We start from the raw sequence: 17663 nt of genomic DNA, 5'->3' as shown, positions 1-17663 counted from the left end.
TGATGTAGAAGCGCGCTTCGCCGATCACGGCAAATTGAACACGGCCCGGCGCGCACCCATATCGGCGACGCGCCCGCGTTATGAGGACGCTGGCCGAACCCGCAGTGGAAAAAACGACGATGCCGAGAATCAGGTTTCACAAGCTTGCAGCCATTGTTGTGCTCATTGGTTTCGCGGCGTGGATGGCGACAGGCGAGTTTTCGTCGGTCGGCAGCGTAGCCGCCAACAAAGCCAAGGCAGCCGAAGTCGAGCAGGCCAAGGCGCCGGACGCGGCCAAACCCAAGACGGCGGAAGCCGAGCCGAAGGCACCGCTGCGCACCGTCGCGGTGGTGACGCCGCCGCGCAAGACCTATGCTCGTGCCATCCGCATTTCCGGACTGACCGAAGCCGACAAGCGGGCGGTGCTGGCAACGCGCGTCGCCGGCGTCATCGACAAGCTGCCGGTCAAGCAAGGCGATCACGTCAAGACCGGCGATCTGGTGCTGATGCTTGCGGCGGAAGAAAAGATCTCGATGGTCGACAACGCCAGGCAGCTCGTGGTGCAGCGCCAGGCCGAGCTGGACGCGTCGCTGCGGCTGATGAAGACCGGCAATTTGCCGAAGCTGCAGCTCGACACCGCCCGCTCCAATCTGACCCTGGCGCAATCGCAACTGGATACCGCGCAGGCCGAGCTTGACCGCAACGAAGTCAAGGCGCCGTTTGACGGTGTCATCGACCGGGTGCCGGTGGAACTCGGTAGTTCCGTCATGCAGGGCGGCGAGGTGGCGACCATCCTCAAGCTCGATCCGGTGATTGCGCGCGGCGAGATCAGCGAGCGCGACCTCGGCTATCTCAAGATCGGTGACAAGGCCAGCGTTCGGCTGGTCAGCGGCCAGACCGTCGAAGGTACCGTGCGCTATATCAGCCGCGATGCGTCGTCGGCGACCCGCACCTTCCGTGTCGAGGTCGCCATCCCCAATGCCGATGGCTCGGTGCCGGCCGGCATGACGGCGGAAATCCAGCTCAGCGCGCTGCCGACCGACGCGGTCCTGCTGCCGCGCTCGGTGGTGACGCTTGGCGACAAGGGCGACCTCGGCATTCGCGCCGTCGACAAGGACAACAAGGTGGCGTTCTTCCCGATCGACCTCGTCGACGACACGCCGACCGGCCTCGTACTTGGCGGCATTCCGGCCGACGCGCGCATCATCGTCGCCGGCCAGGAGTTGGTGAAGGAAGGTGACGTCGTCAAGCCGGTCGAGGCTGACCAGGCGACCATCCAGAAGCTGTTGGGTGAAGCGACCGCCGGCACGCAGTAGCACGGGTTAGCGCGGACAGGCCCTGGGCGGGGACAAGCGGCTGCGACGCAGCTCCTGAAATTCAAGAACAGGCGTTAGCCATGGATATCGTCAAACTCGCGATCAACAATGCCCGCCTGACCATCTCGGTCCTGGCCTTCCTGCTGCTCGCCGGCTGGGTCGCCTATCAGTCGACGCCGAAGGAAGCGGAACCCGACGTTCCGATTCCGATGATGTATGTCAGCCTGATCTATCAAGGCATTTCGCCTGAGGATTCCGAGCGGCTTTTGCTGCGGCCGATGGAAAGCAAGCTGAAGAGCCTGAAGGGCCTCAAGGAAATGCGCTCGGCTGCCTTCCAGGGCGGCGGCTATGTGCTGGTCGAGTTCCAGCCGCAGACAAACCTGGCGACGGCACTGCAGGATACGCGCAGCAAGGTGCAGGACGGCAAGGCCGACCTGCCGCAGGCTGCCGAAGAGCCCGTGGTCACCGAAGTCAACATCTCCGAATTCCCGGTCCTCGTCGTCACCCTGTCGGGCGAATTGCCCGAGCGCGTTCTGACCGCCGCCGCTCGCGAATTGCGCGACCGCATCGAGGAAGTGCCCGGTGTTCTCGAAGGCTCGTTGCAGGGCTCGCGTGACGATCTCGTCGAAGTCGTCATCGATCCGATGAAACTGTCTTCTTACGGCCTGCAGCTCGATCAGCTGATCGGCGCCGTCGGCGCTTCGAACAGCCTGGTCGCCGCCGGCAACCTCGAAGGTTCGCAAGGCAAGTACGCGGTCAAGGTACCGTCGTTGATCGAGACTCCGGAAGATGTCGCCAACCTGCCGGTTGTCGCCGGCCCCAATGCCGTGGTTCACGCCAGGGACATTGCCACGATCCGATCGACCTTCGCCGATGCCGAAACGATCACCCGCCTCAACGGCAAGCCGGCCATCGCCATCGAGGTCAAGAAGCGCATCGGCGCCAATCTGATCGACACGCTCACCAAGGTGCGGGCCGTATCGGATGCGTTCCTCAAGACGATGCCGGAAGGCATGAACGTCACCTACACGCAGGACAAGTCGGTCTTCGTCAACCAGTTGCTCGGTGACCTGCAGAACCACGTCATGATCGCCGTGATCCTGGTGTTCGTCGTCATCCTCTATGCGCTGTCCGGCCGTGCCTCGCTGCTGATCGGTCTCGCCATTCCATCATCCTTCCTGATGGGTATCCTGTTGCTGGCGATGATGGGCTACACGATCAACATGATCGTGCTGTTCAGCCTCATTCTGGCCGTCGGCATGCTGGTCGACGACGCCATCATCGTCACCGAGTTCGCCGAGCGGCGGATGAGCGAGGGCATGCCGAAGGCGGAAGCCTTCGCGCTTGCCGCCAAGCGCATGGCCGGTCCGGTCATCGCCGCGACGATGACGCGCATCGCGGCGTTTTCGCCGCTGCTGTTCTGGCCGGGCATCATCGGCGACTTCATGAAATACATGCCGATCACCCTGATCGTCACGCTGTCGGCCTCGATGCTCTATGCGCTGGTCTTCGCGCCGACGCTGGGGGCGATCTTCGCCAAGGCGCCGCAGCACCATGAAGACGACAATCGCGACGGTTGGTACATGGCCATCGTCAAGCAGGCGGTGCGGTTCCCGATCACCGTGGTTCTGCTGACCGTGGCGCTGCTGTTCGGCGTCGGCTACGCCTATTCGAAATATGGCGCCGGTGTCGAGTTCTTCCCCAGTGTCGAGCCCGACTACGGCCTGCTCTACGTGCACGCACGCGGCAATCTTTCGCTGGCCGAAATGGACACCGCGACCAAGATCGCCGAAAACCGGCTGCTCGGCTGGCCTGGCGTCAAATCCGTCTACACCCTTGTCGGCAAGACGCAGGGCGGCGGCCAGGACGTTCCGGAAGACGTTGTCGGCGTCATCCAGTATGAATTTGTCGACTGGCGTGAGCGCAAATCGGCAAACCAGATCCTGGATGAGTTGCGTGGCGTCATGGCCGGCATTCCCGGCGTCGATGTCGAGGTCCGCGTGCCGGAGGCCGGCCCGCCCACCGGCAAGCCGATCCAGATCAGGCTTTCGGCCATCGACCCGGCCGGCCTGGACGAGAAGGCCCGCGCCGTGGCGGCGCGCATCGCCAAGGTGCCGGGCGTCATCGACATCTCCGACGGCCTGCCGCCGCCCGGTGTAGACTGGGCACTGGAAGTCGACCGCGCCAAAGCGGCACAGTACGGCATCAGCCCGACCGCGGTCGGAACGGTCGTGCAGTTGGTGACCAACGGCCTGAAGCTGAGCGAATACCGCCCGGCCGGCGCCGACAAGGCGGTCGACATCAGGCTGCGCCTGCCGGAAGACCGGCGCACGCTGTCGACGCTCGACGAACTCCGGGTGCAGACCTCGCAAGGTTCGGTGCCGATCTCGAACTTCGTCGTCCGCAAGGCGAAGCCCAGCGTCGGCATCCTCAACCGCATCGATGGCGCACGCACCGTGGTGGTGCAGGCCAATGTCGCGGCCGGTGCGCAGGTTGCGGCCGTGCAACAGGAGGTCACCCAGGCGGTCACCGATATGAAGCTGGACAGCGGCACGCGCTGGAAGCTGGCTGGTTCGAACGAAGACAGCGCCGAGGCCAGCGCCTTCCTCGGCAAGGCCTTCGGGGCGGCGATCTTCCTGATCTTCCTCGTGCTTCTGATGCAGTTCAACAAATTCACGAGTGTGCTGATGGTGCTGTCCTGCGTTGTCATGGCGACGATCGGCGTGTTCCTGGGGCTGCTGTTGACGGGAGAGGCGTTCGGCATCGTCATGTCGGGCATCGGCGTCATCGCGCTGGCCGGCGTGGTGGTCAACAACAACATCGTGCTCATCGACACCTATGACCGGCTGCGCCAAGAAGGCTGGGACAAGATGGACGCGGTGCTGCAGACCTGCCGCGAGCGCGCCCGCCCGGTCGTGCTGACGGCGGTGTCGGCGATCCTTGGTGTGCTGCCGATCGCCTTTGGCCTCGGTCTCGAAATCTTCCATCACGAGACGACGATCAATGCGCCGTCGACGCAATGGTGGATTTCGCTGTCGTCGGCGATCGTCTTCGGTCTGTCCTTTGCCACACTGCTGACGCTGGTGGTGACGCCGTCGATGCTGATGATCTTCACGCGCAGCAAGAACAGCCGCTTCTACGCGTTTTTCCGCCGGGTGTTCCGGCGCGGCAAAGGCACGGTTTCGTCTACCGAAACGCCAGGCCGTGATGCCGGCGCCGAGCCGGCGATCGCCTTTCCAAAAGCAGCCGAATAGGCAGGCTTCCCGATTTGAATGGCAAAGGCCGCCCGGAACAACCGGGCGGCCTTTTGCATTGTCCCTGAGCAAAGCGTCAATGCAGGGACTCTCTCATGCCGATCAACACCATCGTCATCATCGTCCTGATCCTTGTCCTCATTGGCGCGGTGCCGGCCTGGCCGCATTCGCGCTCCTGGGGTTATGGGCCGTCGGGCATTGTCGGCGTGGTGTTGGTGGTGCTTCTGGTGTTGCTGTTGATGGGGCGGCTCTGAGCCGCCCTTTCGGTCCGTAGGGACTTTCAGTCTGAAGAGATAGGCAGGCAGGCTCGTAGCCCCGCGCCCGCCTTGCCTGTCAGGCAGCTTTCGCAACGTCGTTCACGATGGCGATGCCGATATCCTCGAGTGCCTCGGTGACTGCCTGATCGAGAGGCGTGTGCGGGATCGTACCGATGATGCCTTCCAGCCTTGCCGAGGCCAGTTGGTGCGGCTCGAAGCGCAGATAGGACATCGAGACGATCTCGCGCCACATCGCCACGAACGGGCTGCCGGCGCGCAGCACCCACCAGGCCATCGAGGTCATCTTGAGCGGGCGACCAAGCGCCTTCTCTGCTGCTGCCTTGATCTCCAGGTCGGTAACGGCATGGCCCGGAAAGTTCAGCGCTTCGTAGGCGCCGAGCTTGTCCAGGTTTTTCGCCAGTCCGACGAAAGCCTTGGCCAGATCCGGCAGGTAGGCCCATTCATGCACGAGGTCGACCGGGCCGGGCGCGGTATAGGTGCCCTTGTTCATCTTGGCGGCGACGACCAGATCGAACCATGATCCGCTGCCGGTGCCGCCGAAGAAGTCGCCGGCCCGCAAGAGAACGGTGCGTACCCGGCCGGCGTCGGCCTCGCGGCGAAACAGGTCTTCCATGGCGACGCGGATGCGACCCTTTTCGGTCGTCGGCTGGAAGGGCGTGTCTTCTGATATCACCGCCGGGATCGGCGAGCCGAAATTGTAGACGTTGCCCGGAGCAAGGTGCAAAGCACCGTTCGCCCGGCAGGCGGCCATGACGTTCTCGGCCATCGGCATGCACTTGACCCATTCGGTGTAGATCGGGTTGAGGCCGTTGAAGATGATATCGACGCCCTCCGTGGCGCGGATAAGCGCGTCACGGTCGAGCCCATCACCGGCAACGGCCGTGGCGCCCTTGAGTTCGGCTGGCACCTTGCCGTTGCGAGTGATGGCGCGGACGTCATAGCCGGCGTCGATGAAGGCCTTGGCGACCACGCGGCCGAGCCGGCCATTGGCACCGAGAATTGCGATCTTGGTCATTTTAGGTACTCCTGGTTGGTGTTTGCAGCCGGAATATGATCGCCTCGGATGCGAATGGAAATTGACTATGATTGGTGTTTTGATATTCATAAATGAATGGCTGAAATCGACTGGAACCTGATCAAGAGCTTCGTCACCGTGGCGGAAACCGGCAGCCTGTCGGCTGCCGCGCGAAAGCTCTCGGCCAGCCAGCCGACGCTTGGCCGTCACATCGGCGAGCTCGAACAGGCGCTGGGCGTCACGCTGTTCCGACGTGGGCGGCGCGGCTATGAGCTGACAGAAGCCGGCAGCACGCTGTTCGAACGCGGCAAGGCGGTCAGCGAGCAGGCAAGCGCCTTCTCACTGCTGGCGCTGGGTTCGGTCGAGGCCATCGAAGGCACGGTGCGCATCGCTGCCAGCGAGGTGGTGGCGGCCTATGTGCTGCCGCAGATGACGATGCGGCTGGGGATCGAGGAGCCCGGCATCGAGGTCGAGATCGTTGCTTCAAACCAGGTGGAGAACCTGTTGCGCAGGGATGCGGATATCGCCATCCGCATGGTCAAGCCGGCGCAGAATGAGCTGACGGCGCGCAAGGTCTGCGACATTCCCCTCTGCGCGTGCGCCGCCAGATCCTATCTCGACAGGCGCGGCCACCCGCTGAAGCCCGCCGACCTTGTCGACCACGATTTGGTCGGCTTCGACCGCAGCGACGACATCATCAGAGGCTTCACCCAGTATGGCATCCCGGTCACCCGGAGCAGTTTTCGCTTCAGGGCCGACAACCAGATCGTTCTGTGGGAGGCGGTGCGGGCGGGAAACGGCATCGGTCTCGGCCAGGAGCCGCTGGTCGACCGTGACCCATCGGTGGAGAAATTGCTGCCCGGCCTGCCTTTGCCTGTCCTGCCGGTGTGGCTGGCGATGCACCGCGACGTACGCACCAGCGTGCGCATCCGCCGGGTAGTGGATTTCCTCTACGAGGAGCTGAAGCGCTATTCGGCGGGTGCTGGCGCGAATTCGGCGCGGTGAGCGAGCCCGGCCATCAGCAACACGATGATCAGCAATCCCGACAAGGCGACGAAGATCGGACCGAAGCTGGAATGCTCGGCGACGAAGCCGATCGCCGATGGAGCCACCAGTATGCCGCAATAGCCAATGGTGGTGACCACGCTCATGCCGGTGCCCGACGACATGCCTTCCTGGTTGCCGCCGGCCGAAAAGATGATCGGCACCATGTTGGCGATGCCAAAGCCACAAAAGGCAAAGGCCGCAATGGCGAGCCAAGGCGAGGGCGCCAGGCCAGCCACCAGCATACCGACGGCGGCGACGAGGGCCGACACGCGCAGCGTCATCACCGCGCCGAAGCGATTGCGCACGCCGTCGCCGAAGAATCGCGTGATCGCCATGACGCCCGAAAACCCGGCATAGGCGAGGCCCGCGATGGCGAGGTCGGCGCCGAGTTCCTGCCGCAGATACAGCGCTGCCCAGTCGAGCACCGCGCCCTCGGAGATCATCGCCAGCAGCGCCATCAAGCCGACGAGGTACACCAGTGGGTTGGCCGGCAATGCGAACTTGTGATGCTCGGCCGCCTGCGGCCTGTCTTCGGCAATCAGATGACGGACCGCCACCGCGATCACCGTGAAGGCAAGGGCTGTCACCACCGCCGCGTGGGCGAGGTGGCCGTAGTGCTGGATGGCAAAGCCGCCGAGGCCGCCACCGGCGAAACCGCCAAGGCTCCAGAAACCGTGCGAGGACGACATGATGGCCCGGGAGAGCCGTCGTTCGACCACCACCGCATTGGCATTCATGGCGACGTCCATGCCGCCGATCGAGCCGCCGAAGATGACCATGGCGACGGCCGCCAGCGGCACGTTGGGCGCCAGCGCCACGACCAGCAGACCGAGGCTGCCGCACAGGGCGAACCAGCGCAGTACGGTGCGCGAACCATGTTTCGAGATCAGATGACCACACCAGGTCATGGCGATGACGGCACCGACGCCGAACAGCAGAATCAGCAGGCCGAGCGTGAACTTCGAGATCTCCAGCCGGGTCAGGAACACCGGTATCTGCGGCGCCCAGCTGCCGGTCAGGAAGCCGTTGGCGAGGAAAATGGCCGCGAGAGCCCATCGTCCGCGAATGGCAGTCTGCATGACGTCTTGGGCGCGCATTGATAAGAATCCGGTCAAAATTGGCCTCGCGCGGCAAATTAGATCGATTCAATTTTCAGTCAAGTGCTGGTCTGGGGGAAATGCTTGGACCAAACAGGTGGGTAGGATGCGTCTCGTTCGCGACGCCTCCCCACTTTGGAGATTAGCATAAGCCTCTTCACTGTCGTCATCCTGGGGCGGAGCAAGGAGCGCAGCGACGCGGCGCAGACCCCAGGATCCATGCCGCGACTCCAAAGTGCCGCTGCGGTGCAGAATCTTGCTCCGTTGCATTCCTCGGCTGAGGTCGCGGCATGGATCCCAGGGTCTCCGCGACGGAGCTGCGCTCCTGCTTCGCCCTGGGATGACGAAGGCGCGTGGTATTGGCCGGCAACTCCCCCGGTCGACTAATGGTCCTTGGGGCGCCTTGCCTCGAATTCGGCCTTCTTGGCGTCGGAGGCCTCGGTCTGGTTGAGCGCCTGCCATTGTGCGTAAGGCATGCCGTAGACGATCTCGCGCGACTGGTCCTTGGTGAGGTCGATGCCGTCGGCATTCGCCGCCTCGCGATACCAGTTCGACAGGCAGTTGCGGCAGAAGCCGGCGAGGTTCATCAGGTCGATGTTCTGCACGTCGTTGCGCTCGCGCAGATGCTCGACCAGCCGCCGAAAGGCAGCGGCCTCGAAATCGCGTTGCTGCTCGTCACTGAGTTCGGTCATGGTCACAGCCTCCGTCATAGCGGCCCGGTGCGGGAGCCGAATTGCTTGACCACATGTATATCGGGACGGCGATCGATGGCGTCAACGATCGGCGCCAACCGTTCGGCCCAGGCGAGTGCGCCCTTCTGGTCAGCGATCAGATCCTGGCGGATCTCGATCAGCGTATGGGCGAAGCCGTTGACGATGGCGTGCCTGTACATGGTGTCGCCACGCAGCGCGCCGTCATACGGTTCATTGTCGCCGACAACGAGGTTCTTGTCGGCGGCCAGCATGTCGATCAGCGGCCGCGCCACCCGGTCGTCCCGATCCCAAAGGATGCCAACATGCCAGGGACGCTGGATTCCTTGCATGGCAGGGGTGAAGGAATGCACCGAGAAGATGAAGGGCGCCTGGGCGGAGGCCTGCGCGACCGAGGCGATCATGGCGCCGACGGCGTCGTGATAGGGCCGGTAGTAGCGGTCGAGCCGCCTTTCGCGCTCCTCGGGAGCGATGGGGTAATTCCCGGGCACGACAGTGCCGTCATAGAGCTGGCGAATAAGCGTCGGATCGTCCTCGCCACGATTGGGATCGATCAGTAGCCGCGAAAAATTGGCGAGCACCGCCGGCACGCCAAGCAGGGCGGCCAGTTCGCGCGTCACCGTCTCGACGCCGATGTCATAGGCGATGTGGCGGTCGAACTCCGCCGAGGGCAGGCCGAGGCTGCCATAGTCGTCGGGCAAGTCGCGGCGGGCATGATCGCCCAACAGCACGATGCCTCGCTTGCGGTCGCCTTCGACAATGTCGAAAGGCGCGAAAACTGTGGATCGGGTCATTGGCGGGAAATGGTCTGTTCGCTGGCTTCCGGGGAGGGTGCTATCGTCATTCCACGAAGACGACGCTTGCGCAATGCCGTTGTTTGGCCAAGGTTTCCCGGGAAATCTGGCAGGAGTCGGCGAATTGTGCGCCGGAGCCTTTCTAAATCGATTGGAATTGAACAAAACGGTGCGTTGACATGCGCCCGGACTTTTCCGAAAAGGGGCGCAGAGAGATGCTGATGTGGTTCTTGAGGGGTTTTCGGATGAGTTCCGCCGGCAGGCAGCGCATGCGCTCTGCCTTTGCCATGCCGCTCCTGAGCCTTGCCGTGGGCCTGTCGGCGCTGGTCATGGCCTCGCCGGCGCGTGCCGATTTCCGCGTCTGCAACGCCACGCAGAACCTGGTCGGCGTCGGTATCGGCTATCGCGCCAAGGCTGGCTGGATCACCGAGGGCTGGTGGCACATCGAGGGATCGAGCTGCAAGACGCTGATCGAAGGGCCGCTGTCATCAAGGTTTTACTATCTTTATGCAGAAGACGCCGAGCGCGGTGGACGCTGGGACGGCCCGATCAACATGTGCGTGGCTGAAAAAGAGTTCAAGATCGCCGGCGTAACCGACTGCGTCGCCCGGGGCTTCCAGCGCGCCGGCTTCCAGGAATATGACACGGGCGAACAGGCAAGCTGGATGGTCCAGCTGACCGATGAGTCCACAACGGGAGGCGCTCCAGCCGCCCCGGGAACAAACAGTCAATGAGACGCAGCCGCAAGGTCAAGATCCTAGCCACCATCGGTCCGGCCTCCTCGTCGGAGGAGATGCTGAAGAAACTGTTCGAAGCGGGCGCCGATGTGTTCCGCATCAATATGAGCCATACCGATCACGAGCTGATGCGCACGCTGGTCGGGCGCATCCGCACCGTCGAGGAAGCGGTCGGCCGGCCGATCGGCATCCTGGCCGATCTGCAAGGACCAAAACTGCGCGTCGGCAAGTTCGCCAATGGCAAGGAAGTGCTGACGCAAGGCCAGACCTTCACGCTCGACGACAATCCCGAGCCCGGCACCTCGACCAGGGTCTATCTGCCGCATCCGGAAATCCTGAGCTCGGTCGAAGCCGGTCACCGCCTGCTGATCGACGACGGCAAGCTCGAGCTGAAGGCGGTGAAGAGCGACGGCAAGTCGATCGTCTGCACCGTCGTCGCCGGCACCACGATTTCCGACAAGAAAGGCGTCAGCCTGCCCGACACCGACCTGCCGGTCGGCGCGCTGACCGAGAAGGACCGCAAGGACCTCGATGCCGTGCTGGCGACAGGCGTCGACTGGGTCGCGCTGTCCTTCGTGCAGCGGCCGGAGGATCTGGCGGAAGCGCGCAAGATCGCGCGCGGCCGGGCGCTGATCATGGCCAAGATCGAAAAGCCGCAGGCCGTTGCCCGGCTGGCCGAGATCATCGAACTGTCCGACGCGCTGATGGTCGCCCGCGGCGATCTCGGTGTCGAGATGCCGCTCGAGGCGGTGCCCGGCATCCAGAAGCAGATCACGCGTGCGGCGCGCCGCGCCGGCAAGCCGGTGGTGGTCGCGACGCAGATGCTGGAATCGATGATCACGGCACCGGTGCCGACCCGCGCCGAGGTGTCCGATGTTTCGATCGCCGTCTTCGAAGGCGCCGATGCCATCATGCTGTCGGCGGAATCGGCGGCCGGCGCCTATCCGGTCGAAGCGGTGGCGATGATGAACCGTATCGCCACCAAGGTCGAAACCGATCCGACCTATGCCGGCATCATCAATGCCCAGCGCTCCGAGCCGGAAGCGACCGGCGCCGACGCCATTTCGCTGGCTGCGCGCGAGATCGCCGAAACGCTGAAGCTGTCGGCGATCATCACCTACACGGCGTCCGGCACCACCGGCCTGCGCGCCGCGCGTGAGCGGCCGCAGGTGCCGATCATCGCGCTGTCGCCGATCGTCAACACGGCGCGACGGCTATCGCTGCTGTGGGGCACGCATTGTGTCGTCTCACCCGATGCAATCGATCTTGACGACATGGTCGACCGCGCCTGCCGCATCGCCTTCGACGAAGGCTTCGGCAAGCCGGGCGACCGCGTCATCATCACCGCCGGCGTGCCGCTGAGGACGCCGGGTTCGACCAACATGCTGCGCATCGCCTATATCGGGTCGGACACGCAAGCCAGCCACTAACCCTCTGGAGCAGTTCACCGTTTCACGGAAACGGCGAACTGCTCTAACTCCTTGTTTTGACGCAATTCCCAAGGGAAAGCGCTATGCGCTTTTCCCGGGAAAACCGGTTCCCACTTTTCCTGGAATTGCTCTAGGTCGGCGCCAGTTCGGCGGCCGGCACCTTGAGGTCGGCGCATTTGCCGGCACCGAACGCGTCGTTGGCAATCCGTGCTTCCACCGTCTTCGCCATCGCCTGCAGGTCGATGTCCTTGCCGGCAGCCTTTCCGATCGCGCCGACAACGAGATCGGACGCAATCCAGTCCGGCTTGTGGCCAAGATTGTGCACCCAGACCAGTTCGGCACCGGGGATATCGCGCACCAGGCCGACCGAATGGATCGTGGCATAGACCACCTTGTCACGGTCACCGGAGATGACAATTGTCGGCGCCTTGATCTCGCGGTAGTGCGGCGAGGCGTCGAGCGCATAGCGGTAAAGCCCCGCGACATCGGTGGCGTTGGCGCGAAAGGCTTTGGGCCTGAGCACCAGCGCAATCGAAGCCTCGCCGACATAGTTGTCCGGCGCCTTGTTTGGCGCAAAGACGCAGGTGGTGGCGTCTGCCATCTGCAGCGTTCCTGCCGGGTAGGTCAGCGTTTCGGAAAACAACCAGCCGACCACCGGCATGGTGGTCAGATTGTAGTACCAGGACGTTGCGCCGCCCGGCCAGGGGTGGGTGGCGGGCGAGACAAAGACCAGCCCGAGTGTCTTGTCGGGATGCTCGCGACCGAAGGCCGATGTCACCGCACCGCCGAAGGAATGGCCGACGATGACAGCCTTTTTCATGCCGAGACGGTCCATCAGCGCGGCAATGGTGTTGGCCTGCGCCGACGGATCCTCGTTGTTGCCGGGTCCACGCCCCGACCAGCCGTGGCCTGGCCGATCGAAGAACAGCATTTCGGCGCGCCCTTGCAGCAGCGGGCGCAGCGGCAGCATCTGGTCCCTGAGATTGGCACTGGCGCCGTGGATGAAGACGATCGGCGGCAACTCGGCATTGGCGGGTGCCGGAACATGGACATAGTGGATGCGGGCGCCGTTGATGTCAGCGAATTCGCCGATCGGCGGATTGCGGCGCTCGATCAGCCATGAGCCGACGCGGGTGACGCCGACAAGGCTGAACACAAGCGCCATCAGGAAGGCGAGGACGGCGTAGATCAGGTTCATTGGGAGAGATACGGGGGTGGAGGGGGATAAGTTGTGGGGTAGGCAGTAGGGCAGTAGGGCATGTGTTCCGCAGTATCTACACCTACTGCCTTACTGCCCTATTCCCTTACTCCCTTGGGGCATCAAATGCCTTCGCCGGCGAGCTCTTCCGAAATCGTGCCGACCTGGTCCTGGGCGCTGCGCATCATCGGATAGATGGCCAGCACCTTCTGCCAGGCTTCGAGTGCCGATTGCTTGTGGCCGGTCAGCGCCATGATCTGCGCCAGGCCGGACAGCGCACCGAAATGGCGTGGCTCGAGCTGCAGCGTATGGTCGATGTCGGACATCGACTTACCGTAGTTCTTCATCATGAAATGCACCGTGGCACGTCGGTTCCAGCCTTCGGCATAGGTCGGCTGCAAGGTCACCACCTGGTCGAGGAAATCGAGCGCGACGTCGAACTTCTGTCCTTCGACGGCCTTTTGCGACCATTGCATCATCAGGTCGATCGAGGCGCTACCGGATTGCGACCACTCATTCCAGATGTTGCCGGCAATGCGCTCGGCCGCCTTTTCGTTGCGCTCGCGTTTCAGGTCGCTGAACAACTGGTCGAGACGGCCCTGTTTTGTCGTTACCACCGGCGGCGCGTCCTGGGTGGCCGGCGGCGCGACAGCATTATCCCCCCATGCCGGGCCACAAATGGCGCCGGAAACAAGCACAGATGTCAAAAATGCAAAAAGAATCCGCATCGCCGGACTCTAGTCCCGGGCGGCGGAACGTCAAACTGAATTTGGCGTGAAAAGGCCGGCAGGCCGGCAACAAGCATCAATTGGGCGGAGGCAACGCGACTCCGGCCGAAAACCTCAGCCCTGGCGTGCCTTGTAGCGCGGGGCGGTCTTGTTGATGATGTAGACGCGGCCCTTGCGGCGAACCAGCTGGTTGTCGCGGTGACGCGCCTTCAGCGCCTTGAGCGAATTCTTGATCTTCATGGTCTTGCCTGTCGGTGTGGACCCGGTCCGGGTCGAAATCTTAAGGCGCGCCAGAAGACGCGCCTTTGAACTGTGGGTGGCTCATAAACGAGGAGCCTTGTCCGTGTCAACCGCAAGCGTGCTCCATAGCGGATGTGAATCATCCCTATCATCAAATATCCGCCATGTCGGCCTTGCGGCATTGCGCAGCCCCGGACCGGCTGGGATGATGCGGCCGCCATGAAGTGATTTGGGGATGAATATGCGCCGAGTTTTCCTGTCCGCCTGCCTTCTCGTGCTGGCGGGAGCTTCGGTTGCCCGCGCGCAGGAGTGCGACCGCAGCGACGACAGCCAGCAGATGATGAACATCTGTGCCGGCGAGGATTACCAGGCGGCCGACGCCAGGCTCAACAAGGCCTACCAGGACCTCATCAACTCGGATGACGCCGACGGCAAGAGATTGCTGCAGGTGGCGCAACGCGCCTGGATCACTTTTCGCGATGCCGAGTGCGCGCATTCCACCGCCGCCAGCGAGGGCGGTTCCATCCATTCGATGGAGGTTTCGCAGTGCCTGACCAGATTGACCAACGATCGCATCAAGCAGCTCGCTGCGGCAGCCAATTGCGAGGAAGGCGACGCGAGTTGCGCCAGTCCCGACGAGGACGAGAGCGACATACAGTGAAGGGCGCTTCCCAGGTCAGGCGCGGCGGCTGATCCGGGTGAAATGACCCATCTTGCGGCCGGGGCGCGCCTCGGCCTTGCCGTAGAGATGCAGCATCAGATCGGGCTCGGCGAGAAGCTCCGGGACACGCAGCACATCGTCGCCGATCAGGTTCTCCATCACGCAGTCGGAATGGCGGTCCGGGCTGCCGAGCGTCAGGCCGGCGACAGCGCGGATGTGCTGCTCGAACTGCGAAACGATGCAGGCGGCTTCCGTCCAGTGGCCGGAATTGTGGACGCGCGGCGCGATCTCATTGGCCAGCAGCGAGCCATCGGGCAGCACGAAGAACTCGACACCGATGACGCCGACATAGTCCAGCGCTGCAAGAATCTTCGATGCCGCCGTTCGTGCGGCTTGCGCCGTTTCGGACCTTATGCGGGCCGGCAAGGTCGATGTGTGGAGAATGCCGTTGCGATGCACATTCTCGGCCGGATCGTAGGCGACGACCGCGCCGTCCAGCCCACGCGCCGCGATCACCGATATCTCGCGCTCGAACGGCACGAAGGACTCCAGGATCAGCGGCACATTGCCCATCGCCTCGCAGGTGCCGGCAAAACCGCCGGCTTCCATGTTGCGGAAGACGCGCTGGCCCTTGCCGTCATAGCCCATGCGGCGCGTCTTCAGGATGCCGCTGCCGCCGAACGCCTTCAGCGCCGCCGTCAGCTGGTCATCATTGTCGACGGCGTGGAAGTCGGCGGTGGCAATGCCGATGCCGTTGAGGAATGTTTTTTCGCTCACCCGGTCTTGCGCCACTTCCAGCGCGCGCGCCGGCGGATAGACCGGAACCTTGGCGGCCAGCGCGCTGGCGGCCGCGACCGGCACGTTCTCGAACTCGTAGGTAACGACGGAACTCGACGCTGCCAGTTCGGCAAGGGCTGCCGGGTCGTCATAGGCGGCTGTTATCTGCCGGTTGGCGACCTGTGCCGCCGGGCAATCCGCTTGCGGCTCCAGCACCACGGTGCGGTAGCCGAGGCGGGCGGCAGCAACAGCCAGCATGCGGCCGAGCTGGCCGCCGCCAATGATGCCGATGGTCGATCCGGCGGGCAGGCTCACGGCGTATCCGTCGGTTCGGTCGCGACCTTGGCGGTCTGCGCGGCGCGCCAGGCATCCAGACGGACAGCAAGCTTGTCATCGTTCAGCGCCAGCACGGCAGCGGCCAGAAGGGCTGCGTTGGCGGCACCAGCCTTGCCGATGGCCAGCGTTCCCACGGGAATGCCGGCCGGCATCTGGACGATGGACAGCAGCGAATCCTGCCCGGAAAGAGCTTTCGATTCCACCGGCACACCGAACACCGGGAGCGGCGTCATCGCCGCCGTCATGCCGGGCAGGTGCGCTGCACCGCCGGCGCCGGCGATGATCACCTTGTAACCGGCCGCCTTGGCGCCCTTGGCGAAATCATAGAGCCGATCTGGCGTGCGATGCGCGGAGATGATCAGCCGCTTGTGCGGGATGCCGAGTGCTTCCAGCGTTTCGGCGGCATGGCGCATCGTCGCCCAGTCGGACTGGCTGCCCATGATGATGGCGACGTCGGCGCGCTGATCGTCCAAGTCTGTGTTCCCCGGCGACAAAGGCGCGCCTTAGCGGAATTCGGCAGCCACGGCAAGGATGTGGAGCCACTGCCTCCGTTTGGCGAGACTGAAATCAGCCTCACACCGCCGCCTTGCGGAAGCGGGCGACGAAGTCGTCGAGTTCGGGCCGCTCCATGTCGGAGATCGCCCAGTAGGAGAAGGCGCCGTCGCTCCAATGCACCAGCGAGAAGCCGCCCGATGAGAGATCAGCCGGCGCGGTGAGGCCGCCGCCCTGCTGCGGTTCGGCGACCAGCGTGATCAGGTGCTCGCGGTGGCGATAGACCAGCGCCGGCACCGGCCGATCGGCGATCACCTCGACCCGGCCGCCGATGAGCGCATAGCCGTCCTGCGCAAGATCGGGCGCCGGCGGCGATACGCCGATCCGGGCGTCGAGCCATGGCTTGACCGTATGGCGGTCGGACGAGACGATGTCGATCGGGCTGGCGGCAAGCAGGCTGCGGCGATGTCCGCTGGCGACTCCAGCTGCGAAACTATCGGACGCGTTGTCGACCATCACCCACTGCGTCGCTCCGCTGGCCAGCACCGCACTGACCACGATCGAGGCGGCCAGTGCACGCCAGTCGAACGAGCCGAAGCGGCGCGCCCTTGGCAGGACCCGCGTTTGGGACGGACGTGTCTCGGCGTTTCGTCTCTGGCCGCCCCCGACCGGTGCATCCGCGATCAATCCGGGTTGCGGCGACGGTGTGCCCCGCTGGGGCCCGGCCGCTTCGTCCTGCGTCGGCACGTCTTGCGCCGGATGTGCCGTGACCGTCGCGCCAAGTGCGGCGATGCGGGCCCGAAAGGCGTCGCTGACATCGGGGCGCGGCAAACGGCCGAGTGCGCCCCGCAAGGCAATGATGCGGGCATGTTCGGCGGCAAGCTGCGGGTCGCCGGCGATGCGCCGCTCCACCGCGAGTGCGGCTGCCGCATCGAGTTCGCCATCAATGAGGGCATGGATCATCAGCCTGATGCCCTCGGGATCGTTGGGCAGTCCGTCGTCATGGTTGGTCATGGCGCTCTCCCCAGTGCAGATACAAGCAGGCCGCGGGCCCGCGCCAGTCGTGACATCACGGTGCCCATCGGTACCCCCAGCATGGCCGCTATCTCGCGGTAGCTGAGGCCGTTGATGTCGCGCAGCACCAGCGTCTCGCGAAAAGGCTGCGGCAGTGCCGCGATTGCCGCTTCCAGGGCCGCCGTATCGGCCCTGGCGATCAGGCTCGCTTCCGGTCCGTCCTCATCGGGCAGACTGGTGCCGTGTGCCGCCGCCATCTCGTCGAGATCGCCGAGGTCACCGACGGCGAGCATGCCGCGCGGCCGGTTGCGCGACATCCAGGTGTAGGCGGTGTTGCGCACGATGGTCAGCAGCCAGGCGCGGGCATTGCCGCCGGCATAGCCTGATATGCCGGCATGCGCCTTCACGCAGGCCTCCTGCACCACATCCTCGGCGTCGGCGGCGTTGCCGGTCAGCCAGCGGGCGAGCGCAAGCGCATCACCGAGATGGGGCAGCACCACCTCGCCGAAGCGCTCGGCCAAGGCCTTTTCGCTCAAGTCAGCACCATGATCCGGCACTCC

The 17663-nt window shown here is 64.2% G+C and carries 18 protein-coding genes; 7 read left to right on the top strand and 11 right to left on the bottom strand.

All coding sequences use genetic code 11. The features are described from left to right. Positions 1-119 precede the first annotated feature (119 nt). The 3 genes from FCU66_RS06580 (at position 120) to FCU66_RS06570 (ending at position 4803) form a co-directional block, all read left to right on the top strand. Positions 120-1295, top strand: a complete 1176-nt coding sequence (locus FCU66_RS06580; RefSeq protein ID WP_136618382.1) for an efflux RND transporter periplasmic adaptor subunit — start codon at positions 120-122, stop codon at positions 1293-1295. A gap of 80 nt (positions 1296-1375) precedes the next feature. After that, positions 1376-4549 (top strand): efflux RND transporter permease subunit, encoded by a 3174-nt coding sequence (locus tag FCU66_RS06575; RefSeq protein WP_136618381.1) that lies wholly within the window; start codon positions 1376-1378, stop codon positions 4547-4549. A 95-nt stretch (positions 4550-4644) separates the two neighbouring features. Continuing rightward, positions 4645-4803, top strand: a complete 159-nt coding sequence (locus tag FCU66_RS06570; RefSeq protein ID WP_136618380.1) for a DUF3309 family protein — start codon at positions 4645-4647, stop codon at positions 4801-4803. A 79-nt stretch (positions 4804-4882) separates the two neighbouring features. Here the strand turns inward: FCU66_RS06570 and FCU66_RS06565 are convergent, their stop codons facing one another. Further along, positions 4883-5842, bottom strand: a complete 960-nt coding sequence (locus tag FCU66_RS06565; protein WP_136618379.1) for an SDR family oxidoreductase — start codon at positions 5840-5842, stop codon at positions 4883-4885. Between the two features lie 96 nt (positions 5843-5938). Between FCU66_RS06565 and FCU66_RS06560 the strand changes: the two genes are divergently transcribed. Then, positions 5939-6847 (top strand): LysR family transcriptional regulator, encoded by a 909-nt coding sequence (locus tag FCU66_RS06560; RefSeq protein WP_136618378.1) that lies wholly within the window; start codon positions 5939-5941, stop codon positions 6845-6847. Here FCU66_RS06560 and FCU66_RS06555 read toward each other — a convergent pair. From FCU66_RS06555 to FCU66_RS06545, 3 genes are all read right to left on the bottom strand, one after another. Next, positions 6811-7986 carry an MFS transporter gene (locus FCU66_RS06555; protein WP_136618377.1) on the bottom strand — a complete coding sequence of 392 codons (1176 nt, stop codon included), beginning with the start codon at positions 7984-7986 and terminating at the stop codon, positions 6811-6813. The genes FCU66_RS06560 and FCU66_RS06555 overlap by 37 nt on opposite strands. A gap of 383 nt (positions 7987-8369) precedes the next feature. Continuing rightward, positions 8370-8678, bottom strand: a complete 309-nt coding sequence (locus FCU66_RS06550) for a DUF1244 domain-containing protein (protein ID WP_056586606.1) — start codon at positions 8676-8678, stop codon at positions 8370-8372. A gap of 14 nt (positions 8679-8692) precedes the next feature. Then, complete coding sequence (locus FCU66_RS06545) at positions 8693-9490, bottom strand: N-formylglutamate amidohydrolase (RefSeq protein ID WP_136618376.1); 798 nt, start codon at positions 9488-9490, stop codon at positions 8693-8695. A 287-nt stretch (positions 9491-9777) separates the two neighbouring features. Here FCU66_RS06545 and FCU66_RS06540 point away from each other — a divergent pair, with 287 nt between their 5' ends. After that, on the top strand, positions 9778-10224 hold the full coding sequence (locus FCU66_RS06540; protein ID WP_425462842.1) for a DUF1036 domain-containing protein: 447 nt from the start codon (positions 9778-9780) through the stop codon (positions 10222-10224). Then, positions 10221-11657, top strand: a complete 1437-nt coding sequence (pyk, locus tag FCU66_RS06535; protein ID WP_136618374.1) for a pyruvate kinase — start codon at positions 10221-10223, stop codon at positions 11655-11657. The genes FCU66_RS06540 and pyk overlap by 4 nt, the downstream gene beginning before the upstream one ends. A gap of 130 nt (positions 11658-11787) precedes the next feature. Here pyk and FCU66_RS06530 read toward each other — a convergent pair whose 3' ends face one another. From FCU66_RS06530 to ykgO, 3 genes are all read right to left on the bottom strand, one after another. Next, entirely contained in the window at positions 11788-12855 is a 1068-nt protein-coding gene (locus tag FCU66_RS06530) for an alpha/beta fold hydrolase (protein WP_136618373.1), read from the bottom strand. A 122-nt stretch (positions 12856-12977) separates the two neighbouring features. Beyond that, entirely contained in the window at positions 12978-13583 is a 606-nt protein-coding gene (locus FCU66_RS06525) for a tetratricopeptide repeat protein (RefSeq protein WP_136618372.1), read from the bottom strand. Between the two features lie 114 nt (positions 13584-13697). Beyond that, positions 13698-13823, bottom strand: coding sequence for a type B 50S ribosomal protein L36 (gene ykgO, locus FCU66_RS06520; RefSeq protein WP_006327841.1), 126 nt, complete (start codon positions 13821-13823; stop codon positions 13698-13700). 241 nt (positions 13824-14064) lie between these two features. Here ykgO and FCU66_RS06515 point away from each other — a divergent pair, with 241 nt between their 5' ends. Continuing rightward, positions 14065-14484 carry a lysozyme inhibitor LprI family protein gene (locus tag FCU66_RS06515; RefSeq protein WP_136618371.1) on the top strand — a complete coding sequence of 140 codons (420 nt, stop codon included), beginning with the start codon at positions 14065-14067 and terminating at the stop codon, positions 14482-14484. A 15-nt stretch (positions 14485-14499) separates the two neighbouring features. Here FCU66_RS06515 and FCU66_RS06510 read toward each other — a convergent pair whose 3' ends face one another. From FCU66_RS06510 to FCU66_RS06495, 4 genes are all read right to left on the bottom strand, one after another. After that, positions 14500-15576 (bottom strand): 5-(carboxyamino)imidazole ribonucleotide synthase, encoded by a 1077-nt coding sequence (locus FCU66_RS06510; protein ID WP_136618370.1) that lies wholly within the window; start codon positions 15574-15576, stop codon positions 14500-14502. Then, positions 15573-16070: a 5-(carboxyamino)imidazole ribonucleotide mutase gene (purE, locus tag FCU66_RS06505; protein WP_136618369.1), complete on the bottom strand. Its 498-nt coding sequence runs from the start codon at positions 16068-16070 to the stop codon at positions 15573-15575. Before purE ends, FCU66_RS06510 begins: the two co-directional genes overlap by 4 nt. Before the next feature lie 100 nt (positions 16071-16170). After that, complete coding sequence (locus tag FCU66_RS06500) at positions 16171-17103, bottom strand: anti-sigma factor family protein (protein WP_136618368.1); 933 nt, start codon at positions 17101-17103, stop codon at positions 16171-16173. Beyond that, on the bottom strand, positions 17100-17639 hold the full coding sequence (locus FCU66_RS06495; RefSeq protein WP_136618367.1) for a sigma-70 family RNA polymerase sigma factor: 540 nt from the start codon (positions 17637-17639) through the stop codon (positions 17100-17102). Before FCU66_RS06495 ends, FCU66_RS06500 begins: the two co-directional genes overlap by 4 nt. Between the last annotated feature and the right edge of the window lie 24 nt (positions 17640-17663).

The sequence above is a fragment of the Mesorhizobium norvegicum genome, assembly GCF_004919685.1.
Lineage (GTDB): Bacteria > Pseudomonadota > Alphaproteobacteria > Rhizobiales > Rhizobiaceae > Mesorhizobium > Mesorhizobium norvegicum.
This window is presented reverse-complemented; position numbering and strand designations above follow the sequence as displayed.

Bases quoted from the DNA above. Each gene is read 5' to 3' on its own strand.
- FCU66_RS06525 (WP_136618372.1), bottom strand. From the start codon at position 13,583: ATGCGGATTCTTTTTGCATTTTTGACATCTGTGCTTGTTTCCGGCGCC.
- FCU66_RS06530 (WP_136618373.1), bottom strand. From the start codon at position 12,855: ATGAACCTGATCTACGCCGTCCTCGCCTTCCTGATGGCGCTTGTGTTC.
- FCU66_RS06565 (WP_136618379.1), bottom strand. From the start codon at position 5,842: ATGACCAAGATCGCAATTCTCGGTGCCAATGGCCGGCTCGGCCGCGTG.
- FCU66_RS06540 (WP_425462842.1), top strand. From the start codon at position 9,778: ATGCCGCTCCTGAGCCTTGCCGTGGGCCTGTCGGCGCTGGTCATGGCC.
- FCU66_RS06515 (WP_136618371.1), top strand. From the start codon at position 14,065: ATGCGCCGAGTTTTCCTGTCCGCCTGCCTTCTCGTGCTGGCGGGAGCT.
- FCU66_RS06550 (WP_056586606.1), bottom strand. From the start codon at position 8,678: ATGACCGAACTCAGTGACGAGCAGCAACGCGATTTCGAGGCCGCTGCC.
- FCU66_RS06570 (WP_136618380.1), top strand. From the start codon at position 4,645: ATGCCGATCAACACCATCGTCATCATCGTCCTGATCCTTGTCCTCATT.
- pyk (WP_136618374.1), top strand. From the start codon at position 10,221: ATGAGACGCAGCCGCAAGGTCAAGATCCTAGCCACCATCGGTCCGGCC.
- FCU66_RS06555 (WP_136618377.1), bottom strand. From the start codon at position 7,986: ATGCGCGCCCAAGACGTCATGCAGACTGCCATTCGCGGACGATGGGCT.
- FCU66_RS06500 (WP_136618368.1), bottom strand. From the start codon at position 17,103: ATGACCAACCATGACGACGGACTGCCCAACGATCCCGAGGGCATCAGG.
- FCU66_RS06560 (WP_136618378.1), top strand. From the start codon at position 5,939: ATGGCTGAAATCGACTGGAACCTGATCAAGAGCTTCGTCACCGTGGCG.
- ykgO (WP_006327841.1), bottom strand. From the start codon at position 13,823: ATGAAGATCAAGAATTCGCTCAAGGCGCTGAAGGCGCGTCACCGCGAC.
- FCU66_RS06575 (WP_136618381.1), top strand. From the start codon at position 1,376: ATGGATATCGTCAAACTCGCGATCAACAATGCCCGCCTGACCATCTCG.
- FCU66_RS06545 (WP_136618376.1), bottom strand. From the start codon at position 9,490: ATGACCCGATCCACAGTTTTCGCGCCTTTCGACATTGTCGAAGGCGAC.
- FCU66_RS06580 (WP_136618382.1), top strand. From the start codon at position 120: ATGCCGAGAATCAGGTTTCACAAGCTTGCAGCCATTGTTGTGCTCATT.